We start from the raw sequence: 26216 nt of genomic DNA, 5'->3' as shown, positions 1-26216 counted from the left end.
CGGCGGTCGGCCGCGATCCCCGCGAGCCCGGTGGACTTTACACCGCCGCCGGCGGACGGACGAGTATGGACGCACTCTGTGTCTACTGCGGATCGAGTCCGGGCACCGACGACGCGTACCGCGCCGCCGCGGAGGCGCTCGGGCGCGAGCTCGCCGCGCGCGACGCGACGCTCGTCTACGGCGGCGGCCGCGTCGGCCTGATGGGCGCGCTCGCGGACGCGACGCTCGACGCCGGCGGCGAGGCCCACGGCGTCATCCCGGAGTCGCTCGAAGCGAAGGAGATCGCCCACCACGGGCTCACCGAACTCGACGTTGTCGACTCGATGCACGCGCGCAAGGCCCGGATGGCGGAGCTCGCGGACGGGTTCGTCGCGCTCCCCGGCGGCTTCGGCACGCTCGAAGAGATCGTCGAGGTGCTCACGTGGGCCCAGCTCGGCTTCCACGCGAAGCCGTGTGGCTTCCTCAACGTCGCGGGCTACTACGACGAGCTCGCGTCGTTCTTCGATCACCAGGTGTCGGCGGGGTTCGTCGAGTCGAAACACCGCGAGATGGTGACGGTCGCGGACGACGCCGCGGCCCTCCTCGACGCCTACGAGTCGTACGACGCCCCGTCGGTGAAGTCGGTGCTCTCCGAGGCCGAGGAGACGTGACGCACCGGACCGCGTCGCGACGCGCGAGCGGCGAGCCGACAGCCTCACTTACCGGGCGCGAGAACCGCCGACGATGACCGACACGGACGCCGACACCGCGGAGGCCGACGGTATCACGGCGCGCTACCGCGAGACCGACGCGGAGCGCGTGCTGGAGTTCGAGCGCGACGGCCGGAGCGCCTGTATCGCGCAGAACCGTGAGGGGTACGCGATGTTGAAGGTGCGCCCGAGCGTCGACGGCGACGAGCTCGAACGCTACTACGGCTTCGACATGGCGCTCGACCACGCCGCCGAGCTCCTCGGTTGCGACCCGAACGACCTCCCGGTCCCCGAGCGCGCCGCGGACATGGGGATGTAGGCCGAGACGGGACGGCGACGCGGACGGGACGGCCGCGACGCGAAGCGTACAGGATAAGGCGCGCGCACGGCAATCCGACGTATGAACGTACGCGGCGCGGTCCGCGCCCGCCCACGGTGGGTCACGGCCGTCGTCTCCGTCGTCGGCTACGCGCTCGTCATCGGGACGTTCGCCGGCGTCGTGCCGATCTTCCCCGAGATCAGCCGGGACACGGTGTTGCTCTTCTCCGACCTCATCGCCGTCGTCAACACCTGCGCGCTCACCGCGCTCCTCGTCGGCTACTACTGCATCCGAAACGGCAAGGTTCGCGCGCATCGGACGGCGATGTTGACGGCGTTCGCGCTCATCATGGCCTTCCTCGTGCTCTACCTCTGGAAGGTCGGGGGCGGCTTCGAGAAGCGCATCGTCATCGAACAGGGGCAGTTCCTCTGGCAGTACGCGGACGTCGTGCACGTCGCCTACCTCGCCATGCTCGCCGTCCACATCCTCCTGAGCGTCGTCTCCGTCCCGGTCGTCCTCCACGCGGTCGTCCTCGGGCTCACCCACGACACGAACGAACTGCCGAACACGTCGCACCCGACCGCGGGGAAGATCGCCGTCGTCGCGTGGACGCTCAGCCTCGGCCTCGGCGTCGTCACCTACTGGATGCTGAACCACGTCTACTCGTGGGTTCCGATGGCGCGCTAGCGCTCGGTCCACGGGAGCAGCCACGCGCCGAGGGCGAACGCGACGATCGCGAGGACGAGCAACACCGCGTAGTCCGCACCGACGGAGCCCGGCCAGCCGGTGTGGTTCCCCGGGTAGGTCGCCGCGCGCACGCCGTACGCGAAGTAGCTGAGCGGCGAGAGGTCCGTCACCGGACGGAACCACGCGGGGAGCGACGCGGGCCCTAAGAAGGTGTTCGAGAGGAACAACAGCGGGAGCGCGACGCCGTTCGACGCCGTGATCGCGCCGTCCTGGCTGTCGGCGAGCGCGCCGAGGATCGCGCCGACCCCGCAGAACAACACCGAGCCGGTGAGGACGAAGGGAACGAGCCACGGGGAGAGGCGGAACTGCGCGCCCGTCGCGGCGAGGAGCGCGAGCAGCGCGGCACAGGCCACCGCGATGAGCGCGGTGTTGATGGCCGTCTGGGCGATGAGCCACTCCCAGCGGCGCATCGGCGACGCGGCGAGCTTCTCGAAGCGATTGCCCTCGCGGAAGCGCGCCACCTCGCTACCGAGGCGCGAGAGCGGCGTGAAGAGGACGACGACCGCGAGGTACGCGGGAACGTAGTAGCCCGGCGGCTGACTGAACAGGCCCGTGCCGCCCCCGCCGGTGCGGACGAGCCCCGCGAAGATGACGATCAGGAGGATCGGAAAGAAGAACGTGAAGAAGACCGCGACCCGCCGCCGGACGAACGACTTGTAGGCGGCGCGCGCCTCGGCGGCGATCCGCGCGGACCGACTCACGCGACCCACCTCGACGTGCGGGCGTCGGTCGGGTCGCGCGACGCGAGACGGCTCACGCCGTCACCTCCGTCTCGTCGGCCCCGGCGGCGCCCGGACCGTCGGCGAGCCGGAGGTAGACGTCCTCCAAGTCGGGCTCCGTCCACGAGAGGGCGTCGAACGGGACGCCGCGGGCGTCGAGCGCCGCGGCGACGTCGCCGATGGCCTCGGGCGGGACGCCCAGGACACGCAGTTCGTCGCCCGCGCGCGTGACTTCGTAGCCGAGGTCGTCCACCGCACCGGGGTCGGCGTCTGTCTCGACGGCGAGGTACTGCTCGCCGCCGTACGCGGCGATCAGATCGTCAGGCGTCCCGGTGGCGACGAGCGAGCCGTCGGCGAGGAGACCGACGCGGTCCGCGAGGCGCTCGGCCTCCGCCATGTAGTGCGTCGTGAGGAAGACCGTGGTGCCGGCGTCCGCGAGGTCCTCGAAGACGTCCCAGAGCGCGCGCCGCCCCGCGGGATCGATGCCCGTCGTCGGCTCGTCAACGAAGAGGACGTCGGGGTCGTTGGCGAGCGACGCCGCGACGCACGTGCGGCGCTGCTCGCCGCCGCTCATGTCGCCGTACCACGTGTCGGTGTCGGGGTCCATCCCGACCGTCCGGAGGAGGGAGTCGGGAGCGCGCGCGTCGTCGTAGAGCCCCGCGTAGTAGGCGACGAGCTCGCGCGCGCTCAGCCGATCCGGCGGGTCGAAGTCCTGCGGGAGCAGGCCGAGACGCTCCCTTGCGGCCTCGATCGGCGGGCTGCCGAGCAGTTCGACTCGCCCTCCGTCGGGCGTCCGCGTGCCCGTGAGACAGCGGGTGAGCGTCGTCTTTCCGGCGCCGTTCGGCCCGATCAGCGCGAACACCTCGCCCGCCTCGACGGCGAGCGAGACGCCGTCGAGCGCGACGGTGTCACCGTAGCTCTCGGAGACGTCGTCGGCGACCACAGCCGGAGCCATCACTACCCGAACGTGGGCGCGGCTGTGCGGTAAGGGTATCGCTCTCGCGTCAGCGCGTCGGCCGCCACGTCAGCGCGATGACCGAGACGACGAAGACGACCGTCGAGACGCCGTACGCCCGCGTCATGGCGATCGACGAGAGGGCCGACGCGCTCCCGAAGAGCCCGGTGGCGAGCGTGGCGAGCACCGGCCACGTACAGGAGACACAGGAGACGAGGCCGACGAGACCCGAGAGAGCGGACGCCGAGGCGTCCCGGACGGTGACGGAGACGAGGTAGGCGAGCGCGACGTACCCGACGACCTTGAACGGCATGAGGACGAGGGTGAACGCGGACGCGCTGTAGACCGGCGTCGGCCCCCACCCGGGCGGGAGCCAGTGCGTGGAGAACCCGAGCCCCGCACCCGAGAGGTGGTAGAGGCCGCCGGCGTAGCCGACCAGCAGGAAGTACGCGACGCCGACGATGGCGGCGGCCCAGCGGGCGCGCCGCGACGTCGGCGTCGGTCGGACGCGCAGGACCCCCCAAACGGCGACGTTCACCCACACCCACGGGTAGACGTAGATCAGGGGGTCCGTCGGGGTGTTCGGGGAGAGGACGACGTACGCGAGTGTCACCAGGATCTCCGCGTTCACCACCGCGGCCCAGCGGAGCAGCGTCGCGGCGTCGGGCGTCGGGACGGCGCGATCGATGAGCCGGTACATCGGTTTCAGAGTACGAGCGCGTCGACGAGGACGGCGACGAGCGTCGCGCCGAGGAACGCGTTCGAGGCGTGGAACGCGCGCATCGCGGCCGCCCGATCGCGCTCCTCGTGGAGACGGACGACCATCCAGAGGAAGACGCCGCCGAGGGCGACGACCGTCGCGGCGTACAGCCACCCGAGGTCAGTCACGGCGGCGAGGGCGGCCGCGCCGACGAGCGTCGCGCCGAGCCAGCCGACGATGTGCTTGCGCGTGACCGCGGCCCCGCGAACGACGGGCATCATCGGGAACCCCCCGCGCTCGTAGTCGTCGCGGTAGGCGAGCGCGAGGTTGTAGAAATGGGCGGGCGTCCAGAGGAAGATGAGGCCAGCGAGCGCGAGCGCGGGGAGCCCGATCGAGCCCGTGACGGCCGCCGAGCCGATGAGCGCCGGAAGCGCGCCCGCTATGCCCCCGATGACGGTGTTCTGGACCGTGTTCGGCTTCAGCACGAGCGTGTAGACGACGGAGTAGAAGACGATCGCGGTCAGCCCGAGGAAGGCGGTGAGGAGGCCGATCTGAGAGAAGACCGCGAGCGAGGCGAGCGCGAGGAACGCACCGAAGGCGAGCGCGTTTCGCTTCGGGATCGCGTCGTTCGCGAGCGGGCGGTCCGCGGTGCGGTTCATCTTCCGGTCGACGTCGCGCTCCAAGACGTGGTTGAACGTCCCGCTCGCGCCGATCGAGAGGACGCCACCGAGGAGGGTGAGGACGACCGTCCGCACGGTGAGCGCGGGACCGGCCGAGAGCGCCATCCCCGCCGAAGCGACGAGGCAGAGCAGCCACATCAGCCGCGGCTTCATCATCCGGAAATAGGCTCCCGCGAGCGCCCGCCACCCGAGGTCGTCGGGCGACGACGCGACCGACGCCGGCGCGGGATCGCTCCCGTCCTTCGGTTCGCCGTCCCACTCGGCGGAGGGCTTGTGCGCCGTCCGCGATTCGAGCGCCCACGCGAGCGCGACGACGAGCGCGGAGAAGATGGCGACTCCCAAGCCGAGGTGGATCGCCGGGACGTACGCGACGGAGTCGGTCGCGGCGAGCGCGCCGACCGCCACTTGGAGGGGATAGCAGACGAGCGCGACGCCGATCGCGGCGAGGACGCGGGTGTCGGCGTCTCGAACGTACGCGAGCCCGATCGTTCCCACGAGGAGGAGCGCGACGAGGGCCGCGAGGAGGCGGTGCGCCCAGACGACCTCCAGCGGGAAGGAGGTGAGTGCGAACCACTGACCGTCGCAGGCCGGCCACGTCCGACAGGCTGCGGCGGCGTCCGTCAGCGCCGTCGTCGCGCCGACGACGAGGAGTGCGTAGACGCCGAGGACGGCGACGACGAGCACGTGGGAGAGACGGGGGCGTATCGGTCGCACGATGACTCTATCGGAGGTTGGGTCGGGGCGTACTTATCCCCCCCGACTCCCGCCCACGGAGCCCGAGTCGGTAGTTACTTGTCCGGCACTTCCCAACGATCGGGTAGCAATGTCCCGGAAGCGGCTCTCGTCCGTCCTGACGATGGGGCTGATGGGGCTGGTGCCGTTCGTCGTCGCCGCACAACCGGCAGCCGCGGCGTCGTCCGTGACGAGCCAGTACATCGACAACGTCAGCAACCTGCTGCTCGCCGTCGCGCTCCCCATCACGATCATCGTCGAGGGGGTCCTCTTCTACGCCATCTGGAAGTTCCGGAAGGCCGACGAAGCGAAGCCCACTCAGGAGAACCGTCGCCTCGAGATCACCTGGACCGCCGCGACCGCGGTCGTCCTGCTGTTCGTCGGCCTCGTCGCCTACGGCGCGATGGGGTCGCCGTACGTCCTCGCCTCTCAGGAGGACTCCCAGCAGATGATGGAACAACCCGACACGACCGTCGTCCACGTCGACTCCTACCAGTGGTCGTGGCAGTTCCACTACCAGCACAACGGGACGAACTTCACGTCCGAGAATCTCGTGCTCCCCGCCGAGAAACAGGTGGTGTTACGAATCACGTCACGCGACGTCCTCCACGCGGTCCACATCCCCGCGCTGGGGCTGAAGAAGGACGCCTTCCCCGCCCGGACGACGTACATCGCCACGGAGATCAACGAGGACTCCGTCCGCGAGGAGCCGTACGTGCTCTACTGTGCGGAGTTCTGTGGGGCCGGCCACTCCAACATGCTCGCCGACGTCATCGTGAAAGACCAGTCGGAATACGAGCAGTGGGCGAGCGAGCAGGCCCAACAGGCCCGAGAAGAAGCGAGCGGATCGAGTAGCGACGAGTCCTCGAACGCGACGGCGACGGCCACGAACGAGACCGCGATGAACGCCACGGCGACCGACGAGACGGCAGCGCTCGCGGCCCCGTCTGTCTAACGCCGCTCCCTTCCGTTCTCACCGTTTCCACCCGAGTCCGTAGCGATCGGTCTCGACGTCGCCGGCGGAGCCAGTTGGGAGGTTTTTTATCGTATCCCGCGTTACCCGCCAGTATATGGCTACGGAGGAAAGCGAAGACCACGGACACTTCTTGCCCGCCGTCCGCGACTGGCCGCGCGGCTACGGCGAGGCGAGCTGGTGGCCGTTCGTCACGGCCATCGGGCTCTTGGTCGTCTACACCGGCGCATCGCTCTACGTGATCGGACGCGGTACTGACCTCGTCTCGTCGAGCGTCGGCCTCGGTGCGTTCGTCGCGGGCTGGGCCGTCACGATCCTCGGGATGTTCGGCTGGATCTATCAGGCGTTCGTCGTCGACTTCTGGGACCGGGGCTCGCACAACGGCGGCGCGTCGCTCCGCCTCGGGATGTTGCTGTTCCTCGGGACCGACATCGCCACGTTCGGCGCCGGGTTCGCGTACTACTTCTTCATCCGCACCGGTGGCTGGCACACCGAATACCTCCCCGAGAGCGGCATCCTCACGAGCGTCCTCGTGATCAACACGGTCCTGCTCGTGTTCTCCAGTTTCACCATCCACTGGGCCGAGGGCCACCTCCAGAAGGGGAACCACCAGCGGTTCGTACAGGGGCTCCTCGTCACCTTGCTCTGCGGGATCGTCTTCATCGGGGGGCAGATCTACGAGTACTACGAGTTCATCGTCCACGAGGGATTCACTCTCACCTCTGGGGTCTTCGCCAGCGGCTTCTTCGGGCTCACCGGCATCCACGGGATCCACGTGTCCTTCGGCGCACTCCTGCTCGCCATCCTCCTCGTGCGCGGGCTTCGCGGGCACTACGACGCCGATCGGCACGTCTCCGTCACGACCGTCTCGTGGTACTGGCACTTCGTCGACGCCATCTGGCTGTTCCTCGTCGCCGTCGTCTACATCGGCTCCGTCTTCGGGACGGAGTTCAGTCCCTTCTGAGACGCGGCGATCCCGGAGCGATACGCTTCTTACGTCCGCGCCCCAACGCATCGGTATGGAAGAGCAACCGGGCCTGAGCGAACAGTACACTCGCGCGAGCCCGTGGCCGGTGTTCGTCGCGCTCGGACTCGTCCTCACCGAGTTCGGCGTGTTCCTCGGCAACTACCTCCTCCCCGTCGGGGTCGGTGGCGTCCTCCTCTTGGAGGCGAGCGTCGTCGGGATTCTCCGGGAGTCCGGGTACGTCGACTCGCTGTGGCCGTCGTCGCTCGGTGTCGGGCTGTTCGTCGGCGGGGTCGGCGCCGCGCTCCTCACCGTCGGACGGTTCAACCGCGGGGCCGCGCTCGCCGGCGCGGGCGGGATCGCGGTCCTCGCCGCCGTCGGGTTCTGCTGCTACGAGCGGGGCTACCTCTGAGGGAAACCCTCAACATATATTTGCTCGGGGACCGCACGCTCACGCAATGAAGGCGAAATCCAGCGTGTTCGAAAAAGAGGTCCTCCTCGACATCGCGGTGAACATCATCCCGCTCGCCGTGATCGTCGTCTTCGCGGCCGTCTTCCTCGTCGTCAACCCGTGGGCGAACGACACGACGTTCAGCCGCGTGCTTCAGTACGCACTGCTCGTCCTCCCGTTCATCGGACTCTCGATCCTGACGTACGCCGCCGCGCGCCGGATCGAGGTGGAAGAAGACATCGAAGTCGGGCCGTAATCGGCGGACAGTTCGTCGCCGTGCGACGGGCGAACCCGTACCTTTCTTTACCGTGGGACCCCCACTGCCGAACATGGCAGTCTCCCCCGAACTCGTATTCTCGGTGCTGATGGGGCTGCTGCTCCTGGTCGTGGCGGGGTGGCTGACCCGCCTCGAAGACTGGCAGGCGTACACGCCTGTCGGCGGGGGCGGCTACGGCGAAAGCACCGGGCACGGGCACGAAGAGAAACCGGCTGGACTGACTCGGTGGCTCACCACCGTTGACCACAAGGACCTCGGCATCCTCTACTCGCTCTTCGGCATCGTCGCGTTCGCCTGGGGCGGGATCACGGCGATGCTCATGCGCGTCGAGCTCACGACGCCGGGGATGGACTTCTTGGCCTCGTTCGGCGGGGTCGGGCTCTACAACGCCCTGCTCACCACGCACGGCATCACGATGCTGTTCCTGTTCGCCGCCCCGCTCATCTTCGGCTTCGCGAACTACATGGTGCCGCTGCTCGTCGACGCCGACGACATGGCGTTCCCACGGATCAACGCCATCGCGTTCTGGATCCTCCCGTTCGCCACGATCCTGATGTGGGCGGGCTTCTTCCTGCCGCTCGTCGGAATCGACATCCAGGCCGCGAAGACGAGCTGGACGCTCTACACGCCCCTCTCCAGCACGATGCAGGGGACGGGCGTCGACGTCTTCCTCCTTGGGTTCCACCTCTCCGGGTTCTCGACGACGATGGGCGCGATCAACTTCATCGCCACCATCGTCGCCGAGCGCGACAGCGTGAACGTCCCGTGGAGCAAGCTCGACATCTTCAGCTGGACGATCCTCACGCAGGGTGGGCTCATCCTGTTCGCCTTCCCGATCCTGACCGCCGCGGTCACGATGCTGCTGCTCGATCGGAACTTCGGGACGATGTTCTTCGCCGGCGAAGGTGGGGGCGCGATGCTCTGGCAGCACCTCTTCTGGTTCTTCGGCCATCCGGAGGTGTACATCCTCGTCCTGCCGCCGATGGGGCTCGTTAGTCTCATCCTCCCGAAGTTCGCGGGCCGCAAGCTCTTCGGGTTCAAGTTCATCGTCTACTCGACGCTCGCCATCGGCATCCTCTCCTTCGGCGTGTGGGCGCACCACATGTTCACGACGGGGATGAACCCGCGACTCACCGCCTCGTTCATGGCGATCTCGTTGGCGATCGGGATACCCTCCGCGGTGAAGGTGTTCAACTGGATCACGACGCTGTGGAACGGGAAGCTGCGGATGACCGCACCGATGCTGTTCTCGGTCGGTTTCGTCCAGAACTTCATCATCGGCGGCGTCACCGGCGTCTTCCTCGCCGCCGTCCCGTTCGACCTCGTGATGCAGGACACCTACTACGTCGTCGGGCACTTCCACTTCATCGTCTTCGGCGCGATCGGCTTCGCGCTCTTCGCGGCGATGTACTACTGGTTCCCGATCATGACGGGTCGGATGTACGACCGGCGCCTCGCGCTCTGGCACTTCTGGCTCTCCATCATCGGCGGGAACGTCACGTTCATCGCCATGCTGATCCTCGGCTACGGCGGGATGCCCCGCCGGTACGCGACGTACCTGCCGAAGTTCATGACCTGGCACGCCGTCGCCACCGTCGGTGCGTTCATCATGACGTTCGGCGTGGTCGCCTTCGTCTGGAACATCTGGCAGTCGGCGCTGTACGGTAAGCGAGTCGACTCCGGCGACCCGTGGAACCTCAAGCAGTCCGATCAGTTCAGCAACGAGTGGAAGTGGTACGAGGGGAAGCGACAGACGATGCTCGCCGACGGCGGTGAGGAAGACGCGGACGACGCCGAGCGGAACGCGGCCGACTGACGGACGCGCGACTCGCCGTTTCGATTCCGGTCTCGGCTTCGGTCTTCAGTTCTCGAGTTCGACGTCGACTCGTCGTTCGTTACGTGATGACGACGAGGAACGTGGCGACCATCATCGCGGTGGCGACGCCGTACAGCGTGAGCAGCAGTTTCTCCTTCTCTTCCATACGGGGACGAACGGTCGGCGACGGCAAAGGCTAATCGCCTCCGGGACCGATGACGGGGTGTGAGTACGCTCGCGTCTATCGCCGGTCGTCGCGTCGTCTTCCTCATTGCCGCTGTCGCGGTAGTCGTCTCTGCGCTCTTCGGCTACATCCTCGGCTACGTCGTACAGCCGAACGCCCTCGACGGCACCGTCGGCTCGCTCGGGCCGATCACGTTCGCGCTGACGCCGCTGAACCTCGCGATCTACGGTGCGGTGATGGTCGGGCTGTCGTTCGGCGTGGTGTTGGCGCTCGTCGCGTACGCCTCCCGGTACGACGACGCGACGCCGGCGGACGCGGAGCCGAACGAGGAGGGATAACGGCGATCAGAGCACGTCGGCGAGCGCGACGAGGTCCTCGACGACCACGTCGGCGTCCCCGCCGACGCGCTCCGCGGGGTCGTTGTCGCGGTTCACCCACGCCGTCGCCATGCCGGCGGCGCTCGCGCCCGCGACGTCCCAGCCGTTCGAGGACACGAGCCGACAGGCGGGGAGCGGGCGATCGAGTTCGCTCGCGACGTGTTCGTACACCGCGGGGTCGGGTTTGAGCGCGCCGGCGTCGTCCGCACTCACGAGCCCGTCCACGCGCGCGTCGATCCCCGCGTTCGCCGCGAGCCGATCGAGCATCGCCGGCGTACCGTTCGAGAAGACGACGGCGTCGCGTTCGTCGGTGAGCCTATCGAGGGCGTCGAGCACGTCGGGATACGGATCGAGATCGTCGTACGCGGAGAGGAGGGCGTCCGTCGCGGCGACGTCGAGTCCGTAGTAGTCGAGGGCGTACCCGAGCGCGTCGCGCGTCACGACGTCGAACGGCTCGTAGCGATCCATCGCCCCACGGTGATACGCGTACTCGATCTGTTTCGAACGCCAGAGCGCGTCGACGTCCGCGGCGAGTCCGCCCGGAATATCGAGTTCGCGCTCAATCGCGTCCGCGACGCTGGAGACGTCGCAGAGCGTGCCGTACATGTCGAAACAGAGCGCCTCGTCGGCCATACTCAGAACAGTTGGACGGCCGGCTCCCTAAACCGTGTGGCCCGGACGGGGGCCGTGATCGCCGCGTCAGTCGTCGGACTTCGAGCGGATGTCGTCGACGATACCGGGGTTCTGAAGCGTCGAGGTGTCGCCCAGCTCCTCGTCGTTGGCGATGTCCTCGAGGAGGCGGCGCATGATCTTCCCGGATCGGGTCTTCGGGAGCTCGGGCGTGAAGACGACCTCCTCGGGGCGTGCGATGGGACCGATGGCGTCCTCGACGCCCTCGACGATGGCGGCGCGCATCTCGTCGTTTCCTTCGTAGCCGTCTTCGAGGATGACGTAGGCGTAGACCGCTTCGCCCTTCAAGTCGTGGTCGCCGCCGACGACGGCGGCCTCGGCGACGCCGTCGACGCCGACGATCGCGGACTCGATCTCCATGGTCCCGAGTCGGTGCCCGGAGACGTTGATCACGTCGTCGACGCGGCCGAGGACGGTGATGTAGTCCTCGTCGTCGACCTTCGCGCCGTCCTCGGGGAAGTAGACCCAGTCCTCGGGGTCGTCAGAGTCGGTGTCGGAGTACTCCGCCCAATACTCGTCGATGAACCGCTCGTCGTTCTTGTAGAGCGTGCGCAGCATCCCGGGCCACGGCTTCTGGACGGTCAGATAGCCGGCGCGGCCGGGCTCGACTTCCTCGGCGTTCGTGTCGACGATCTCGACGTCGAGGCCAGGGAGCGCGGGACCGGCGCTCCCGGGCTTCATGTCGTTAACGCCGGGGAGCGTCGTCACCATGTGACCGCCGGTCTCCGTCTGCCACCACGTGTCGACTACCGGGCACTCCTCGCCGCCGATGTGCTTGTAGTACCACTTCCACGCGCGGGGGTTGATCGGTTCGCCGACCGTCCCGAGCAACCGCAGCGAGGAGAGGTCGTTGTTCGCGGGGTATTCCGCGCCCCACTTCATGAACGATCGGATGGCGGTGGGGGCGGTGTAGAGTTGGTCGGCTTCGTACTCCTCGATGATCTGCCAGAGGCGCTCGCGCGTCGGGTAGTCCGGCGTCCCCTCGTACATCATCGACGTCGTCCCGAGGGCGAGGGGGCCGTAGACGATGTAGGAGTGGCCGGTGATCCACCCGATGTCCGCCGAGCAGAAGTAGGTGTCCTCGGGTTTGACGTCGAGGACGGCCTGCGAGGTCCACGCCGTCCACGCGAGATAGCCCGCCGTCGTGTGTTTCACCCCCTTCGGTTGGCCGGTGGTCCCGGAGGTGTACATGAGGAAGAGCATGTCCTCCGCGTCGCGCGCGACCGGCTCGACCGTCGCGCCGGCGTGGTCGGCCACGAGGTCGGCGTAGTCGTGTTCGTCCTCGTCGAGGTCGTGGCCGAAGTCGTCGCCGTTCGGGCCGAGGCGATCGACCACGACCGTCTCGACGTCGTGATCGACGTCCGCGAGCCCCTCGTTGGTCTTGTCGAGGTGATCGAGGGGGTCGCCGCGCCGGTAGTAGCCGTCGCAGGTGACGAGGTACTCGGAGTCGGCGGCGTTCATCCGCGTGGCGAGCGCCTCGGCCGAGAAGCCGGCGAAGACGACCGAGTGGGGCGCGCCGATACGCGCGCAGGCGAGCATGGCGATGGGAAGTTGCGGGATCATCGGCATGTAGAGGGTGACGACGTCGTCCTCGCCGACCCCGAGATCGCGGAGAGCGGCGGCCTCGTTGACCTCCCGGTGGAGCTCCTCGTAGGTGATCGAGCGATTGTCCTCCTCGACGGGCTCGCCGATCCATTCGAGGGCGGCCTCGTCGGCGCGCTCGGGCAAGTGTCGGTCGATACAGTTGTAGGAGGCGTTCAGCGTTCCGCCGGTGAACCACTCGTAGAACGGCGGGTTCGAGTCGTCGAGCACCTGATCGTAGTCGTCGTCCCACGAGAGGAGGTCCGCGGCGCCCTCCCAGCACTCGGGCCAGTTCTCCTCGAACTCCTCGTAGATTCCCGCGTCCGTGACGTTGGCCTGCTCGACGAACGATTCCGGCGGCTCGAAGACGCCCTGATCGGCCAGTCGTGCTTCGAGCTCCACGTCGTCCGCGGGATCCTCGTCAGCCATAGTTCGTGTGTACGATGAACTAATCTGAGTATAAAACTTACCAAAGGATCGTGAGGGTTTATAGGCCGTTTCGCGTCGCGGCTCGGGGAGCAGAAATGTATGATTATGGAGTGGTTGGAGACGGGCATACGCCCGCGGCCGCGGACCGACGGGGCTGAAGCTGTCGACGAGCATAGCGCGATCGACGTCCGTCCTCCGAGAAGAGACCGTCCCCCGCCGGGTGCGATGTGCACTGGACCGCGTCGTCGACAGACCGTAACTCGGCTCTCGACGCCCGCCGAAGTTACTGGAAGCGTTCGGTCGTCTCGACGAGCGGGTGGCGCGCGTAGTCGACGACGTTCACGTCCTCGACCGACTCCAAGCCCTCCTCGCTGGCCGTGCGCGCCATCCCGAGATCGACGCGCGTGCCGAGGACGATGACGTACGCGTCCATCGTCTCGACGTCCATCGTGTGTGCGGCCATCGCGCGGTGGTGGCCGTCCGCGAGCAGGAGGTCGCCGCCGTTATCGATGACGACGAGGGGTTCCGTGAGGCCGTGCTCGATCTCGTAGCGTCGCCCCTCCAGTTCGTCGGCGTACACTTTCCCCTGCGTCGGCACGAGGTCCGCGATCGCCACCTCGCGGCGCTCCTCGCTCGCGTCTACGTCGTGGATCGTCTCCAGCGTTCGCAGGAGCTTCCCGACCTTCTCGGGGGTCGCGCGTTCGATCTGGGAGCGGATGACGTCGGCGTTCGAGATGATGCCGACGAGCGTTCCCGCGTCGTCTACCACCGGGAGCTTCTGGATGCCCGAGCGGAGGATGACGCGCGCCGCGTCGTTGACGTCCATCTCCGGGTGCGCGACGAGCAGGTCGTCGGACATCACGCGGAACATCGGCGTGACGTCGTCGGCGAGGAGCAGATCGCGCGCCGTGACGAACCCCTCGACCTTCCGTCCCTGCGTCACCGGGAAGCCGTTGTGGCCGTCGCTCTCGACGATACGTCGCGAGACGTCGGCGACGGTGTCCTCCGGCGCGACGGTAGCGACGTCCCGCGTCATGTAATCTCGGACCCGTGGTTTCCCACCGGCGTCGACGTCGAGCGGTTCGTCCATCGTGTCGGTTCGATGCGGTCGACGGACAAAAACGCGTTGCCACATCGAGACCCCCGGCCGACCTCCGGCCCGTCGGCGTCGCCCGACGCTACTCCGCGGTCGCGTCGCCCACCGGCGCCAGCCCGTCCCCGCTCGCCGCGTCGCGCACCGCCTCGAAGAACCGCGGCGTGATCGCGCCCTCGAGCACCGACGCCAGCGTCTCCCCCTCGTCCTCCTGAACGGCGTCGAAGACGCCGAGCGGGAGCTGTGCGCCCGCCATGTCGGTGTGCCCGCCCGCGCTCCCGACGCCGTCGAACGCGACGCGGAGCACCTCACCGAGATCCACGTCGTTGCCCCGCCCGCGCGCCGAGGCGTAGATCGTCCCGTCCATGAAGCCGTAGACGAACGTGATCGTCACCCCCTGGATGGCGAGCAGGCGGTCGGCGGCCTGTGCGATCGCGTCCCGATCGGAGATCGCACCGACGCAGGACGTGAGCACGTCGCCTTCGACCTCGCGGTTCCGGATGCCGCGCGCGACGACCTCGAAGGTGTCCGCGCTGATCGACGGGCTCTCGATCCGCTCCAGGACGTCGACGGCCGCGTGGGGGAGGAGGGCGGCCGCCGCCGAGAAGTCCTGCTGTGTGATCTCGCGCTTGAAGTCCTTCGTGTCGATCCGGATGCCGTAGAGGAGCGCCGTCGACAGCGCCTCGGTGTACTCGATGCCGAACCAGTCGAGGTACTGCGTCATGATCGTGCTCGTCGCACCGATATCCTCGCGGATGTCCGCGAACGGCGCCGTCACGTCGCCCTTCGGCGGGTGGTGGTCGATCACGATGTCGACCGCGGTCTCGGGGTCGAGCTGGTCGTTCACACCGGGCGCCGAGTGATCGACGAGCGCGACCGCGTCGAAGTCGTGTGCCTCGTCCGGGTCGAGGCGCGTGAGATCGAGTTCGAGGAGATTGACGAACGCGCGGTTCTCCTGGTGGCTGATGTCACCGAAATAGCACGGTTCGGCGTCGATCCCGAGCGCTTCCGCGATCCGACAGAGCGCGATCGCGGCCGCGATCGCGTCCGGATCGGGATTGTCGTGAGCGAGCACCGTCAGTCGCCCGTCCACGGATTCGAGCGTCTCCCGGAGGTGACGCGCTCGGGCGTCCGTCCCGCGCTCGACGCCCGCCTCGACGTGGTCGACGACGGCGCCACCCGCCGAACACACCCGATCCGCGGCCGCCCCCAGCCGCGTCCGGTCATCGGCGGTCGCGCCGGTGCCGGTGTACGCGACGAGGTAGGCGTCGGGGAACGCCGTCGCCGCCGCCTCGGCCGCGCGGGCGTTCATCGCGGCGTCGTCGCTCGCGACGAAGACGACGTCGGGACCGTCCCCGTGTTCGAGGAGCGCGCCGGGGTCGGTGACGTCGGCCGTCTCCGCGGCGACCTTCTCGTTCCGTAGCGACTCGATGCGGCTCTCGTCGGGGTCGAGAACGAGCAGGTCGCCGGGGCGCTCGCGGATCGCTTCCAGGACGGTGTGCGCGACCGTCCCGCTGCCGAGCACCAGACGGGATACCATCTGCCCTAGCTCTGTGCCGACGGGCAGTAAAGCCTGCCGTCTCCGTCGCTTACGCGCTCACGAGCGCGCGTGCCGCCGCGTCCGCCCACGAGAAGACGAGGTCGGGGGCGACGAGGAGCACGACGGTGACGACGGTGGCGACGACGACGGCGGCGTAGATGCCCGTCGGGCGCTCGCGGGCGACGCCGGTCTCGTCGGGGGCGTCGACCCAGACGGCCTTGACGAGCCGACTGTAGTAGAACAGCGAGAGCGCGCTGTTGACGATCCCGACGGCGGCGAGCCACCAGAGACCGGACTGGACGGCGCCGAGGAAGAGCGCGTATTTCGTCCAGAAGCCACCGCCGACCGGGAGGCCGGCGAGGCCGAAGAGCAGGACGGCGAGCGCCGCCGAGGCGACCGGCGCGGAGCGCCCGAGACCGGCGTAGTCCTCGAAGGTGCGCCCGACGCCCCAGCGCTCGGCGAGCGCGACGACGAGGAACGCGCCGGTGTTCGTGAAGCCGTAGACGAACAGGTGAGCGAAGCTCGCCCCGACGACCGCGATGTCGCTCGACGCCGGCCCGGAGAGGGCCGCGAGACCGATGAGCGCGTAGCCCGCGTGCCCGATGCTGGAGTACGCGAGCATCCGCTTGACGTTCGTCTGCGTCGCCGCCGCGACGTTGCCGAGCGTCATCGTGAGGACGGCGAGCACGGCGAAGACGAGCGTCCACGGGATGCCGAGCGCCTCGAAGGCCGCGAGCGGGAAGGCGAGCAGGAAGACGCGGAACGCGAGCACGAAGCCGGCGGCCTTCGACGCCGACGAGAGGAACGCGCTGACCGGCGCGGGCGCCCCCTCGTAGGCCTCGGGGGCCCAGAAGTGGAAGGGCACGCTCGCGGTCTTGAACGCGAAGCCGCCGATCAGCATGACGACGCCGGCACCGAGCACGGTGACGTGTGCGTTCCCCTGTACGGCCGCCGCGAGCGCCTCGAAACCGAAGACGCCCGTCGCGGCATAGACGAGGCTGATCCCGTAGACGAGGATCCCCGAGGAGAGCGCGCCGACGACGAAGTACTTCAGCCCCGCCTCGGCGCTCCCCGCATTGCGCTTGAGGAACGCGACGAGCGCGTACGCCGGGAGGCTGACGAGTTCGAGCGCGAGGAACGCCGTAACGAGCGAGTTCGCGGCCGCCATGACGCTCATCCCGGCGGTGGCGAACAGGACGAGCGCGTAGTAGGCCGACTGATTGGGTTCGTCGCGGACGTAGTCGTAGCTCGCGGCGGCGACGAGCGCCGCGACACAGCCGAAGACGGCCGTGAAGAACGACGTCGAGGCGTCGACGGCGAGCGCGCCGTCGAAGAGCGTCGTCCGCCCCGTCCCGCCCGCGAAGAGCCACGCGGCGACGCCGGCGCTCACCACGCCCGCGAGCGCCGTGACGCCGGCGAGCAGGCCGTTCTTCCGCGACGTCGGCGCGAACGCGTCAACGACGAGGACGAGCAGTGCGGCGAGACCGAGGACGTACTGCGGGGTGAGTGCGGGAAGCGCCATTTAGAGACCACCTCCGAAGACCGCGACGAACGCACCGACAGCGTCCTGAATCGCCCCCATCAGCGTCCCGGGGGCGACCCCGAGGTAGATCGAGAGGAGGACGAGGGCGACCGCGGGCGCGAGGTCGCGCCGCGAACGCGGCGTGACCGTCGTCGGCGCCTCGAACGGACCCATGAGGACGCCCTGGAGGAGCCGCAGGAGGTAGCCGGCGACGACGACGATCCCGAACATCGCGGCCGCGGTGACGAGCTGCGCGTGCGGGTACGGCGCGGCGAACGAGCCCGTGAAGACGAAGAACTCGCCGGCGAAACCGGACATGAGCGGGAGGCCCATGTAGCCGAACGCGCCGGCGACGAGCACCGCCGCTGTCACCGGAAGCCGATCGGCGAGCCCGCTCAGCTTGTTGATCATGCGCGTGCCGGTCGCGTCCTCGACGTATCCGACGGCGAGGAAGAGCACGCTCACGAGCAGGCCGTGGCTCACCATCTGGAACGTCGCGCCGGCGAGCCCGTAGTTCGTCGCGGCGACGCTGCCGAGGAGCACGAAGCCCATCGACGGGATCGACGTGTAGGCGACGAGTCGCTTGGCGTCGCGCTGTGCGAGCGCCGCGAGCGAGCCGTAGAGGACGGTGAGAACGGCGAGGAGCGCGAGCGGGAGCGCCCACTGCCGGATCAGGTCGGGGAACATCGTGACGTTGAAGCGCAGCAGCGAGTACGTCCCCATCTTCGTGACGACGCCCGCGAGCAACACGGTGACGGGCGTCGGAGCCTCCGTGTACGCGTCCGGGAGCCACGTGTGGAACGGGACGAACGCGCTCTTGACGGCGAAGCCGAAGAAGAGCGCGAGGAACGCGACGCCGGTGACGGCGCTCGCGGAGAGGCCGAAGGCGCCCGTGACCGCGCCCGACCGGACCGCCTCGGCGACGGCCGCGAGGCCGAAGCTCTCGACGGGCGTCGCAACGACGAGCATGACGAAGCCGACGAACAACACGAGGCTCGCCACGTTCGTGTAGACGAAGAACTTGATCGCGGCGTAGCGCCGCCGCGGCCCGCCGTACACCGCGACGAGCAGGTACATCGGCACGAGGACGAACTCCCAGAAGACGAACCAGAGGAAGAAGTCGAGCGCCGAGAAGACGCCGATCAGGCTCGCCTCCGTGAACAGGAGGAGCGCGTAGAACAGCGAGCGCCGCCCCTCGATCTCGCCCCGGGCCGCGACGATAGCGACCGTCGTCAGAACGGCGGTGAGCACGACGAGCGGGAGGCTGATGCCGTCGAGGCCGACGTGCCAGTCGACGGCGTAGCCGCCGATGTCGACCCACGGGACGACCGTCTCGAAGGCGGGCGTCCCGCCGAGCAGCGCGTTCCCCGCCCCGTCGAACGCGGCGTAGGCGTAGAGGCTCCCGACGAGCGGGACGAGACTCAACACGGCCGCGATGCGACCGGCGTACCGTGCCGGTGCGAGGAGCACGGCGAACGCGGCGACGAACGTGACGGCGAGTAGGGCTTCTACGAGCATGTCAGAACCACCCCCCGAGGAGGAGGACGATGAGGAGCAAGACGACGAGCCCGAAGACGAGCTGTGTCGTGTACGTCGTCACGACGCCGGTCTGGACGCGCCGCAGGCGATCGGACGCGACGAGGCTCGTCGAGGAGACGCCGTTCACGACGCCGTCGACGACGCTCGCGTCGAAGACGTCCACCGCGTTGGCGAGCGGTTCGGTGACGCCGGTCGCGAGCCACGTCTGGAACTCGTCTTGGTAGTAGTTGTTGTACAGGACCGTCTTCGCCGGACCGAGGGCGTCCGTCTTCTCGACGGGCTCGGGGACGTTGTACCACGTCCACGCGAGCGCGACGCCCGTGAGCGCGAAGACGAGCGACACGACGGCGGAGACGACGGGGCTGACGGTCGCACCGTGGAACCCCGCGACGTCGACGACGAGCTCATGATAGTGCTCGGCCGTCGCACCGGCGAGACCCGGTAGCGGCCCGTTCAGCCAGCGTTCGAGGAACAGCAGGCGTTCACCGACGACGCCCTTCAGCGGGTCGACGTTGACGAGCCCGACGACCGCGGCGAGGACGCCGAGGATCGCCACCGGAACGCGCATGTTCGCCGAGGCCGCGTCGGCGTCGCGCGCCGTCTCGGAACGCGGTTCGCCGTGGAAGGTGAGGAACACCATCCGGAAGGTGTAGAACCCCGTGAACGCGACGGCGACGAGCCCCATGAGGTACGCGAACAGCACGAGCGGCTGGCCGCCGAGACCGACGGTGAGCGCGTGATGGAGCACGGCGTCCTTCGACCAGAACCCCGCGAACGGCACGATGCCGGCGAGCGCGAGCGACCCGGAGAGGAACGCCCAGTAGACCGTCGGCATCCGATCCTTGAGCCCGCCCATCTTCCACATGTCCTCGTCGTGGTGCATGGCGATGATGACCGCGCCGGCGCCGAGGAACAAGAGCGCCTTGAACGTCGCGTGGGTCAGCAGGTGGAAGACGCCCGCGACGTAGCCGCCGGAGCCGAGGCCGAGCATGATATACCCGTATTGACTGATCGTCGAGTAAGCGAGCACCTGCTTGATCTCGCGCTTCACGAGCGCCATCGTCGCGGCGAACAGCGCCGTGAACCCGCCCACGAGGGCGATGACGGTGAGGGCCGTCGGCGTGAGCGCGTAGAAGCCGTACAGCCGGGCGACGAGGTAGACGCCCGCGGCGACCATCGTCGCGGCGTGGATGAGCGCAGAGACCGGCGTCGGGCCCTCCATCGCGTCGGGAAGCCACGTCTGGAGCGGGAACTGCGCGGACTTCCCGATCACGCCGCCGAGGATCAGGAGGCCGAGGATCGTGAACCACGTCGCGGGATCGACGCCGAACGTGTTCACGCTCGCCTCGCCTTCGAGGGCTGCGTGCGCGAGCGCCGGGAAGGACGCGTCGCCCGCGAACGCGGCCGTTCCGAACGTCCCGAGGACGCCGACGAGGCCGACGAGCAGGAAGTAGTCGCCGAAGCGCGTCACGAGGAACGCCTTCTTCGCGGCCGAGGCCGGGCCGGGCTCGCGGAACCAGTGGCCGATGAGCCACCACGAGCAGAAGCCGACGAGCTCGAAGAAGACGAAGGCCTGCAGGAGGTTCGACGCGAGCGCGAACGCGAGCATGCTCGCCGTGAACAGTCCGAGGCCGGCGTAGTACCGCGCGAGCCCGGTCTCGCCCTCGTCGTTCATGTAGCCGAGGCTGAAGACGTGGACGAGCAGGGAGACCCCGGAGACGACGACGACCATCAGCGCCGACAGCGGATCGAGGAGGAGCCCGAACGTCAGCGCGAACGAGTCGTTCGCGGCCGGGACCCACGTCCAGACCTGCGAGACCGTCGCTCCGCCCGCGCCTACCGTGAGGAACGCCCACACGGAGAGCACGAGCGAGATCGCGGTCGCGGCGATCCCGGGAAGCGCGCCGCCCTTCGGAAGGGCGCGGGGCGCGTAGTGGCCGACGAGGAGCGCGACGAGGAACGCCGCGAACGGCACCAGTGGAATCGCGGTGACGGCTGCGGTTACGTCCGCCATCTTACCACCTCATACTCGTCGGATTCGTGATGTCGATGTCTTTGAACTTCCGGTACGCGACGAGGACGATCCCGACGCCGACGGCGACTTCCGCGGCGGCGAGGGCCATCGTGAACAGGCTGAAGACCTGCCCGCTGATCGTCCCGTAGTGCGCGCTCGACGCGACGAAGACGACGTTCGCGGCGTTGAGCATGAGCTCGACGCTCATGAGGTAGACGAGCGCGTTCCGGCGCGCGAGGACGCCGAAGACGCCGATGCAGAACATCGCCGCCGAGAACAGCAGGTAGTATTCGAGGGGGACCATCAGCGCTCACCTCCGTCCCTGCGCGCGAGCGTGATCGCGGCGACGACGGCCGCGACGAGCACGACGTCGACGATCTCGAACGCCGCGAGGAAGCCGTTCGAGAGGAGCGGCGTCTCCCCGGCGAGGCCGATGAGCGCGTAGCCGATCCCCTCGGTCATCGGGGCGTCCGCGGGGAACCACGCGGCGCTCCCGAAGTCGGCGGCGAGGAACGCGCCGGCGAGCACGACGAAGAGGGCGAGCGCACCCACACCGCGAGCGAGGTTCGCGTCCGTCGCCAGCTCGGGGCGAGACGTCATGCGACCACCTCCTCGTTCTCCTCGTCGCCCGCGTCGTCGGTGAGCATGACGGCGAACGCCAGCAGGACGAGCACGCCGCCGACGTAGACGAGCACCTGCATCGCGGCGACGAACGCCGCCTCGAGCATCACGTAGTGGACCGCGACGCTCAACAGCGCGCCGCCCAGCGAGAGCGCGGCGTGCCACGCGTGCTTCGAGAGGACGACGCCGGCGCTGAAGCCGAGCGTCACGAGCGCGAACGCCGCGAACGCCGCGAGTTCGAGCGTGCTCACTGGTAGTCGACCTCCCCGTCGCCCTCACCGACCCACGCGCCGCGATCCGGTTCGCGCGACGCGAGGGGGTCGATGTCCTTGTACCACGGGACGTTCCCGAGCTGTTCTTTGTTGTAGACGAGATCGTGTTTCGTGTCGCCCGTGAACTCGAAGTTCTCCGTGAGGAGGATGGCGTCCACGGGGCAGACCTCCTCGCAGAGCCGGCAGTAGATGCACTGCGCGACGTGGAGGTTGTACTGTTCGCCCTGCCGTTTGTCGTCGGTGACGATCTGGATGGTGTCGTTCGGACACACCTTCTCGCACTGGCGACACCAGATACAGCGCTCCTGGCTGAACTTGTGGATGCCGCGGAACCGCGGGGAGACGTCGGGGGCCTCCTCGGGGTACTCGACGGTGAACGTCTTGCCGTCCAGTGCGTGTTTCATCGTCGTCGCCATCGACTTGAGGAGTCCGATCATGCTATCACTCCCACGATGATGGCCGTGAGCACCAGGTTCGCGAAGGAGAGGACGAGGAGTCCTTTCCAGCCGATCTCGAGCATCTGGTCGATGCGGACGCGCGGGACGGCCGCGCGACACCACTGCGTGAAGAGGAAGACCGCCCAGATCTTCACGCCGAACCAGACGATGCCGAGCCACGCCGGGCCGGGCCCGGCGGGGCCGCCGAGGAACAGCGTCGTGAGCACCGCGGCGCTGAGGAAGATGTGGAGGAACTCGCCGAGGAAGAAGAGGACGAAGTAGATGCTTGAGTACTCGGTGATGTACCCGCCGACGATCTCGGTCGGCGCCTCGCCGATGTCGAAGGGGTTGCGCCCGACCTCCGCGAGGCTCGCCACGAGGAACAGCGCGAGCGCGAAGGGGTTGAGGAAACCGTACCACGCCGGGATGGCGATTGGGCCGAGCGAGACGAGCGTGCCCTGTTGGGCCGCGACGATGTCGCTCAGCCGCAGCGTCCCGGCGAGCAACACGACCGAGGCGGCCGTGATGACGAGGGGGATCTCGTAGGCGATGCTCTCCGCGACCGAGCGCATCGAGCCGAGCAGGGAGTACTTGTTCCCGGAGGCGTACCCGCCGACGACCATGCCGACGCTGGCGATGCTGGAGACGGCGAAGACGTAGACGAGGCCGATCTCCGGGTCCGCGAGCTGGAGGCCGCTCCCCATCGGGATGACGGCGAACCCGAGCAGCGCGGACAGCGGGAGGACGGCCGGCGCGATGTCGAACGCCGGCCGGTCCGCGCCGTCGGGGATGATGAGCTCCTTCGACATCAGCCGGACCGCGTCGGCGGCGATCGTGAAGATCCCCGCCGGACCGTTACGATTGATGGCGATCCGATCGGTGAACATCGCGGTGATCTTCCGTTTCGCCCACGGGCCCGCGAGCGCGGACGTCGTCAGCATGACCGTGACGACGACACCGGAGACGACGGCGGCGAGGACGATCTGCAGCCAGAGCGGCGCCGTCGCGTAGCCGAGCCACTCGGCGATCGAAACCGGCGTCGTCGCCATCAGCGGTCCACCTCACCGAGGATGATGTCGAGGCTCCCGAGCGTGGCGACGAGGTCCGGAACGTACTCACCGCGCGCCATCTCCGGGAGCGCCTGGAGGTTGCTGAAACAGGGGCTCCGGATCTTGAAGCGCGCGGGCTTGTCCGTTCCGTCAGAGCGGATGTAGATGCCGAGTTCGCCCTTCGCGCCCTCGACGGCGCGGTAGACCTCGGCGTCGGGTTCGGGGTTGAGCGTCCGCGGGACGTTCGCCTGGATCTCGCGCTCGTCCTCCGGCCACTCCTCTAGGAGATCGACGCACTGCTGGATGATGCGCGCGGACTGCTCGACCTCGCGCATCCGGACGAGCAGGCGCGAGTAGTTGTCGCCGCCGTCGTCCGTGATCACGTCCCAGTCGAGGTGTTCGTAATACCCGTAGGGGTCGTCGCGCCGGAGGTCGTAGTCGATCCCGGAGGCGCGTGCGACGGGACCCGTGACGCCGTACTGCTTTGCGGTCTCGGCGTCGAGGACCCCCGTCCCGACCGTCCGGAGCTGGAAGAGTTCGTTCTCCGTGATGAGGTCGTGGTACTCGTCGACGCGGCTCGGGAGCTCGGCGAGGAACTCCCGGACCATCTCGAAGAACTCCTCGCGGGACTCGGGGAGGTCCCAGACGACGCCTCCCAGACGGAGGTAGTTGAACATCATCCGCTGGCCGGTGAGCTCTTCGAGGATGTTCTGAACGACCTCCCGGTCCCGCATCGCGTACATGAAGATGGCGGTGAAGTCGCCGTAGATGTCGAGGCAGAACGTCCCGAGCGCCAGCAGGTGAGCGGCGATCCGACAGAGCTCGGCGCTCATCGTGCGGACGACCTGCGCGTACTCGGGGACCTCGATGTCGTTTAAGTCCTCGGCGACGCGCGCGTACGCCCACTCGTTCAGGATGCCGGCGGAGCCGTAGTCCCAGCGGTCGGGGTACGGCATGATCTGGTGGCGATACGTGCCAGATTGGGCCATCTGCTCCTCGCAGCGATGCAGGTAGCCGATGTCGGGTTCGACGTCGAGGACGGTCTCGCCGTCGAGGACGGTCTCGAGGTGGAGGACGCCGTGCGTCGCCGGGTGGTGGGGACCGATGTTGACGAGCATCGTGTCGGACTCCCGGTGGTCGTCGGCGAGCGGATTGACGTTCTCCTCGAACTCGACGATCTGGGGTTTGTCCTGGTTGTAGTCGCGCCCGAGCGGGTGGCCCTGCCACGTCTCCGGGAGGAGGATGCGACGGAGGTCCGGGTGCTCGTCGTAGTCGATTCCCACCAGATCGTACGCCTCGCGCTCGTGCCAGTCGGCGGTGCGGAAGACCGGCTCCGCGCTCTGACTCACCGGGTCGTCCCGGGGCGTCGGCACGACGACGCTCACCTCCTGCGTCGGGTCGTCGTACTTCTTCAGGTGGTAGATCGACTCGAAGCGGTCGTGGTACTCCTGCGCGGAGACGTTCGAGAGGTGATCGAAGCCCGCCTCGACCTTGAGCGTCGAGAGGGCGTCCTGCACGCGGTCGGCGCGGACGACGAACGCCTCGGCGTTGAGGTGGCTCTCGCGGCGCACGACGGCGTCACCGAGCAGCGCCTCGAGCGCGTCGTAATCCACGGCGCCGACCGGCTCGGTCGCCTCCGGCTCGGCGTCCTCCGCCGGCTCTTCAGTCTTGCTCATGGCGAATCGGCCCAATTGTACCGCATGACGAGGGTCTCCTCGTCGATGTCGTCGGCGAGCTTCTCCACGAGTTCGTCCTTCTCGAGGTCGCCGAACTGTTCGAGTTCGTACGGCTTCACCGTCACGGGCGACGTCTCGCCGTTCTTGACGCGCTCTTGGAGTTTGGCGATGCCGTAGACGAGCGCCTCGGGGCGGGGCGGACAGCCCGGGATGTGGATGTCGACCGGGATGACCTCCTCGGCGCCCTTCACGACGTTGTACCCCTGCTGGAAGGGACCACCGGAGGTCGAACAGCTGCCCATGTTCACGACGAACTTCGGCTCGGGCATCTGATCGTAGACGCGCTTCATCCGCGGGGCGAACTTGGAGACGATCGTTCCGGGAACGATCATCACGTCCGCCTGGCGCGGCGACGCGCGGGGGACGCCGGAGCCGAAGCGATCGAGGTCGTGTTTGACCGCGTACGTGTGCATCATCTCGATGCTGCAACACGCGATCCCGAACTGGAGCATGAACATCGAGGAGCCCCGGACCCAGTCCATGAACGCGTCGAACTTCGTGAGGACGAACGGCGTCGAGCCGAAGGCCTCACGCAGGGTCGAGTTGAACCGCGAGTCGACCTCGGACATGCGGTCCTCGCGGGTCTTCGTCTGCGGTGCGGTCGTGTCGATGATGTCGTCGCGGGGGTGATCGCTACTCATGTGTTGAACTCCGTGTTTGCGCTCGACACCCAGCGGATGACGCCGGTGCGCCACGCCCAACCGAGCCCGACTACGAGGACGGCGATGAAGACCAGCATCGGGGCGAGCGCCGACCCGAGGCCGGCGGCGCCGACGGCGTCCTGATAGACGACGGTCCACGGGAAGATCAGGACGGTCTCGATGTCGAAGACGACGAAGAGGAGCGCGACCATGTAGTACTGGATGTTGAAGTTGAGTCGCGTTCCGCCCGTCGGGACCTCACCGCTCTCGTAGACGGCTTTCTTCCCTTTCTCCGGCACGCTCGGCCGCAGCAGCCTCGACGCGCTCACCATCACGGCGGGTATCGAGGCGGCGACGACGGCGAACACGCCGACGGCGATCCATTCGTTCATCGTTCCGTATCACGCCGGACTTCACCCCCCACGCGTATAAGCGTTGATTCTTTACGATACTGCCGAAACCCGAGAAT

General features: G+C 68.2%; 28 protein-coding genes. 9 read left to right on the top strand and 19 right to left on the bottom strand.

All coding sequences use genetic code 11. From position 1 onward, the window contains the following. Window positions 1-65: 65 nt before the first annotated feature. The 3 genes from IEX91_RS10430 to IEX91_RS10420 all read left to right on the top strand — a co-directional run bounded on the left by IEX91_RS10430 (window position 66) and on the right by IEX91_RS10420 (window position 1695). A complete protein-coding gene (locus IEX91_RS10430; RefSeq protein WP_188878838.1) occupies window positions 66-650 on the top strand; it encodes an LOG family protein in 585 nt (194 codons plus the stop codon). A gap of 73 nt (window positions 651-723) precedes the next feature. Continuing rightward, the gene (locus IEX91_RS10425; protein WP_188878836.1) at window positions 724-1008 is read left to right on the top strand and encodes a DUF7111 family protein; all 285 of its coding nucleotides are present in this window, start codon (window positions 724-726) and stop codon (window positions 1006-1008) included. 81 nt (window positions 1009-1089) lie between these two features. Continuing rightward, a complete protein-coding gene (locus IEX91_RS10420) occupies window positions 1090-1695 on the top strand; it encodes a DUF420 domain-containing protein (RefSeq protein ID WP_188878835.1) in 606 nt (201 codons plus the stop codon). On the opposite strand, the gene IEX91_RS10415 is transcribed toward IEX91_RS10420, so the two are convergent. From IEX91_RS10415 to cyoE, 4 genes are read right to left on the bottom strand one after another with little or no spacing between them, the layout of a single operon-like run. Beyond that, complete coding sequence (locus IEX91_RS10415; protein ID WP_188878834.1) at window positions 1692-2456, bottom strand: ABC transporter permease; 765 nt, start codon at window positions 2454-2456, stop codon at window positions 1692-1694. The two genes, IEX91_RS10420 and IEX91_RS10415, sit on opposite strands and share 4 nt — an antisense overlap. Window positions 2457-2508: 52 nt before the next feature. Beyond that, window positions 2509-3429, bottom strand: a complete 921-nt coding sequence (locus IEX91_RS10410; protein ID WP_188878833.1) for an ABC transporter ATP-binding protein — start codon at window positions 3427-3429, stop codon at window positions 2509-2511. Between the two features lie 49 nt (window positions 3430-3478). Then, window positions 3479-4129 (bottom strand): DUF7546 family protein, encoded by a 651-nt coding sequence (locus IEX91_RS10405; protein ID WP_188878831.1) that lies wholly within the window; start codon window positions 4127-4129, stop codon window positions 3479-3481. Between the two features lie 5 nt (window positions 4130-4134). Continuing rightward, on the bottom strand, window positions 4135-5493 hold the full coding sequence (cyoE, locus tag IEX91_RS10400; RefSeq protein ID WP_229772843.1) for a heme o synthase: 1359 nt from the start codon (window positions 5491-5493) through the stop codon (window positions 4135-4137). Window positions 5494-5632: 139 nt separating this feature from the next. Here cyoE and coxB point away from each other — a divergent pair, with 139 nt between their 5' ends. From coxB to IEX91_RS10370, 6 genes are all read left to right on the top strand, one after another. Further along, on the top strand, window positions 5633-6496 hold the full coding sequence (gene coxB / locus IEX91_RS10395; RefSeq protein WP_188878827.1) for a cytochrome c oxidase subunit II: 864 nt from the start codon (window positions 5633-5635) through the stop codon (window positions 6494-6496). Window positions 6497-6611: 115 nt separating this feature from the next. Further along, window positions 6612-7478 (top strand): cytochrome c oxidase subunit 3, encoded by an 867-nt coding sequence (locus tag IEX91_RS10390; protein WP_188878825.1) that lies wholly within the window; start codon window positions 6612-6614, stop codon window positions 7476-7478. A 55-nt stretch (window positions 7479-7533) separates the two neighbouring features. Continuing rightward, the gene (locus IEX91_RS10385) at window positions 7534-7890 is read left to right on the top strand and encodes a DUF7541 family protein (protein ID WP_188878824.1); all 357 of its coding nucleotides are present in this window, start codon (window positions 7534-7536) and stop codon (window positions 7888-7890) included. A gap of 46 nt (window positions 7891-7936) precedes the next feature. Beyond that, window positions 7937-8185, top strand: coding sequence for a DUF6684 family protein (locus tag IEX91_RS10380; protein ID WP_188878822.1), 249 nt, complete (start codon window positions 7937-7939; stop codon window positions 8183-8185). A gap of 73 nt (window positions 8186-8258) precedes the next feature. Next, window positions 8259-10022: a cbb3-type cytochrome c oxidase subunit I gene (locus IEX91_RS10375; RefSeq protein WP_188878820.1), complete on the top strand. Its 1764-nt coding sequence runs from the start codon at window positions 8259-8261 to the stop codon at window positions 10020-10022. Window positions 10023-10247: 225 nt separating this feature from the next. Next, window positions 10248-10544, top strand: coding sequence for a DUF7520 family protein (locus tag IEX91_RS10370; RefSeq protein WP_188878818.1), 297 nt, complete (start codon window positions 10248-10250; stop codon window positions 10542-10544). 6 nt (window positions 10545-10550) lie between these two features. Here IEX91_RS10370 and IEX91_RS10365 read toward each other — a convergent pair whose 3' ends face one another. From IEX91_RS10365 to IEX91_RS10295, 15 genes are all read right to left on the bottom strand, one after another. Then, window positions 10551-11216, bottom strand: coding sequence for a haloacid dehalogenase type II (locus tag IEX91_RS10365; protein WP_188878816.1), 666 nt, complete (start codon window positions 11214-11216; stop codon window positions 10551-10553). Between the two features lie 66 nt (window positions 11217-11282). Next, window positions 11283-13283, bottom strand: coding sequence for an acetate--CoA ligase (acs, locus tag IEX91_RS10360; RefSeq protein WP_188878815.1), 2001 nt, complete (start codon window positions 13281-13283; stop codon window positions 11283-11285). Between the two features lie 283 nt (window positions 13284-13566). Continuing rightward, complete coding sequence (locus tag IEX91_RS10355) at window positions 13567-14373, bottom strand: CBS domain-containing protein (protein ID WP_188878813.1); 807 nt, start codon at window positions 14371-14373, stop codon at window positions 13567-13569. Window positions 14374-14461: 88 nt separating this feature from the next. Next, window positions 14462-15916: a DHH family phosphoesterase gene (locus IEX91_RS10350; protein ID WP_188878811.1), complete on the bottom strand. Its 1455-nt coding sequence runs from the start codon at window positions 15914-15916 to the stop codon at window positions 14462-14464. Window positions 15917-15965: 49 nt separating this feature from the next. Then, window positions 15966-17438 (bottom strand): NADH-quinone oxidoreductase subunit N, encoded by a 1473-nt coding sequence (locus IEX91_RS10345; protein ID WP_188878809.1) that lies wholly within the window; start codon window positions 17436-17438, stop codon window positions 15966-15968. Then, complete coding sequence (locus IEX91_RS10340; protein WP_188878807.1) at window positions 17439-18956, bottom strand: complex I subunit 4 family protein; 1518 nt, start codon at window positions 18954-18956, stop codon at window positions 17439-17441. A gap of 1 nt (window position 18957) precedes the next feature. Further along, complete coding sequence (gene nuoL, locus IEX91_RS10335) at window positions 18958-20991, bottom strand: NADH-quinone oxidoreductase subunit L (RefSeq protein WP_188878806.1); 2034 nt, start codon at window positions 20989-20991, stop codon at window positions 18958-18960. A 1-nt stretch (window position 20992) separates the two neighbouring features. Next, window positions 20993-21295: an NADH-quinone oxidoreductase subunit NuoK gene (gene nuoK / locus IEX91_RS10330; RefSeq protein ID WP_188878804.1), complete on the bottom strand. Its 303-nt coding sequence runs from the start codon at window positions 21293-21295 to the stop codon at window positions 20993-20995. Continuing rightward, window positions 21295-21591 carry a hypothetical protein gene (locus IEX91_RS10325; protein WP_188878802.1) on the bottom strand — a complete coding sequence of 99 codons (297 nt, stop codon included), beginning with the start codon at window positions 21589-21591 and terminating at the stop codon, window positions 21295-21297. Before IEX91_RS10325 ends, nuoK begins: the two co-directional genes overlap by 1 nt. After that, the gene (locus tag IEX91_RS10320) at window positions 21588-21863 is read right to left on the bottom strand and encodes an NADH-quinone oxidoreductase subunit J (protein ID WP_188878800.1); all 276 of its coding nucleotides are present in this window, start codon (window positions 21861-21863) and stop codon (window positions 21588-21590) included. The genes IEX91_RS10325 and IEX91_RS10320 overlap by 4 nt, the downstream gene beginning before the upstream one ends. Further along, entirely contained in the window at window positions 21860-22321 is a 462-nt protein-coding gene (locus tag IEX91_RS10315) for a NuoI/complex I 23 kDa subunit family protein (protein WP_188878799.1), read from the bottom strand. The genes IEX91_RS10320 and IEX91_RS10315 overlap by 4 nt, the downstream gene beginning before the upstream one ends. Next, complete coding sequence (locus IEX91_RS10310) at window positions 22318-23370, bottom strand: complex I subunit 1/NuoH family protein (RefSeq protein ID WP_188878798.1); 1053 nt, start codon at window positions 23368-23370, stop codon at window positions 22318-22320. The genes IEX91_RS10315 and IEX91_RS10310 overlap by 4 nt, the downstream gene beginning before the upstream one ends. Next, entirely contained in the window at window positions 23370-25046 is a 1677-nt protein-coding gene (locus IEX91_RS10305; RefSeq protein WP_188878797.1) for an NADH-quinone oxidoreductase subunit D, read from the bottom strand. The genes IEX91_RS10310 and IEX91_RS10305 overlap by 1 nt, the downstream gene beginning before the upstream one ends. Next, complete coding sequence (locus IEX91_RS10300; protein ID WP_188872812.1) at window positions 25043-25747, bottom strand: NADH-quinone oxidoreductase subunit B; 705 nt, start codon at window positions 25745-25747, stop codon at window positions 25043-25045. The genes IEX91_RS10305 and IEX91_RS10300 overlap by 4 nt, the downstream gene beginning before the upstream one ends. Continuing rightward, window positions 25744-26139 (bottom strand): NADH-quinone oxidoreductase subunit A, encoded by a 396-nt coding sequence (locus IEX91_RS10295; RefSeq protein ID WP_188878795.1) that lies wholly within the window; start codon window positions 26137-26139, stop codon window positions 25744-25746. The genes IEX91_RS10300 and IEX91_RS10295 overlap by 4 nt, the downstream gene beginning before the upstream one ends. Between the last annotated feature and the right edge of the window lie 77 nt (window positions 26140-26216).

This window comes from Halarchaeum nitratireducens, from assembly GCF_014647155.1.
In the GTDB taxonomy this organism is placed as follows: Archaea; Halobacteriota; Halobacteria; order Halobacteriales; family Halobacteriaceae; genus Halarchaeum; species Halarchaeum nitratireducens.
The sequence above is the reverse complement of the archived record's forward strand: the minus strand, read 5'-3'. Positions and strand labels throughout refer to the sequence as shown.

What these genes read in the sequence shown, in the direction of transcription:
- IEX91_RS10430 (WP_188878838.1), top strand. Translation starts at nt 66, where the DNA reads ATGGACGCACTCTGTGTCTACTGCGGATCGAGTCCGGGCACCGACGAC.
- IEX91_RS10425 (WP_188878836.1), top strand. Translation starts at nt 724, where the DNA reads ATGACCGACACGGACGCCGACACCGCGGAGGCCGACGGTATCACGGCG.
- IEX91_RS10420 (WP_188878835.1), top strand. Translation starts at nt 1,090, where the DNA reads ATGAACGTACGCGGCGCGGTCCGCGCCCGCCCACGGTGGGTCACGGCC.
- IEX91_RS10410 (WP_188878833.1), bottom strand. Translation starts at nt 3,429, where the DNA reads ATGGCTCCGGCTGTGGTCGCCGACGACGTCTCCGAGAGCTACGGTGAC.
- IEX91_RS10405 (WP_188878831.1), bottom strand. Translation starts at nt 4,129, where the DNA reads ATGTACCGGCTCATCGATCGCGCCGTCCCGACGCCCGACGCCGCGACG.
- coxB (WP_188878827.1), top strand. Translation starts at nt 5,633, where the DNA reads ATGTCCCGGAAGCGGCTCTCGTCCGTCCTGACGATGGGGCTGATGGGG.
- IEX91_RS10390 (WP_188878825.1), top strand. Translation starts at nt 6,612, where the DNA reads ATGGCTACGGAGGAAAGCGAAGACCACGGACACTTCTTGCCCGCCGTC.
- IEX91_RS10385 (WP_188878824.1), top strand. Translation starts at nt 7,534, where the DNA reads ATGGAAGAGCAACCGGGCCTGAGCGAACAGTACACTCGCGCGAGCCCG.
- IEX91_RS10380 (WP_188878822.1), top strand. Translation starts at nt 7,937, where the DNA reads ATGAAGGCGAAATCCAGCGTGTTCGAAAAAGAGGTCCTCCTCGACATC.
- IEX91_RS10375 (WP_188878820.1), top strand. Translation starts at nt 8,259, where the DNA reads ATGGCAGTCTCCCCCGAACTCGTATTCTCGGTGCTGATGGGGCTGCTG.
- IEX91_RS10365 (WP_188878816.1), bottom strand. Translation starts at nt 11,216, where the DNA reads ATGGCCGACGAGGCGCTCTGTTTCGACATGTACGGCACGCTCTGCGAC.
- acs (WP_188878815.1), bottom strand. Translation starts at nt 13,283, where the DNA reads ATGGCTGACGAGGATCCCGCGGACGACGTGGAGCTCGAAGCACGACTG.
- IEX91_RS10355 (WP_188878813.1), bottom strand. Translation starts at nt 14,373, where the DNA reads ATGGACGAACCGCTCGACGTCGACGCCGGTGGGAAACCACGGGTCCGA.
- IEX91_RS10350 (WP_188878811.1), bottom strand. Translation starts at nt 15,916, where the DNA reads ATGGTATCCCGTCTGGTGCTCGGCAGCGGGACGGTCGCGCACACCGTC.
- IEX91_RS10345 (WP_188878809.1), bottom strand. Translation starts at nt 17,438, where the DNA reads ATGGCGCTTCCCGCACTCACCCCGCAGTACGTCCTCGGTCTCGCCGCA.
- IEX91_RS10340 (WP_188878807.1), bottom strand. Translation starts at nt 18,956, where the DNA reads ATGCTCGTAGAAGCCCTACTCGCCGTCACGTTCGTCGCCGCGTTCGCC.
- nuoL (WP_188878806.1), bottom strand. Translation starts at nt 20,991, where the DNA reads ATGGCGGACGTAACCGCAGCCGTCACCGCGATTCCACTGGTGCCGTTC.
- nuoK (WP_188878804.1), bottom strand. Translation starts at nt 21,295, where the DNA reads ATGGTCCCCCTCGAATACTACCTGCTGTTCTCGGCGGCGATGTTCTGC.
- IEX91_RS10325 (WP_188878802.1), bottom strand. Translation starts at nt 21,591, where the DNA reads ATGACGTCTCGCCCCGAGCTGGCGACGGACGCGAACCTCGCTCGCGGT.
- IEX91_RS10315 (WP_188878799.1), bottom strand. Translation starts at nt 22,321, where the DNA reads ATGATCGGACTCCTCAAGTCGATGGCGACGACGATGAAACACGCACTG.
- IEX91_RS10310 (WP_188878798.1), bottom strand. Translation starts at nt 23,370, where the DNA reads ATGGCGACGACGCCGGTTTCGATCGCCGAGTGGCTCGGCTACGCGACG.
- IEX91_RS10305 (WP_188878797.1), bottom strand. Translation starts at nt 25,046, where the DNA reads ATGAGCAAGACTGAAGAGCCGGCGGAGGACGCCGAGCCGGAGGCGACC.
- IEX91_RS10300 (WP_188872812.1), bottom strand. Translation starts at nt 25,747, where the DNA reads ATGAGTAGCGATCACCCCCGCGACGACATCATCGACACGACCGCACCG.
- IEX91_RS10295 (WP_188878795.1), bottom strand. Translation starts at nt 26,139, where the DNA reads ATGAACGAATGGATCGCCGTCGGCGTGTTCGCCGTCGTCGCCGCCTCG.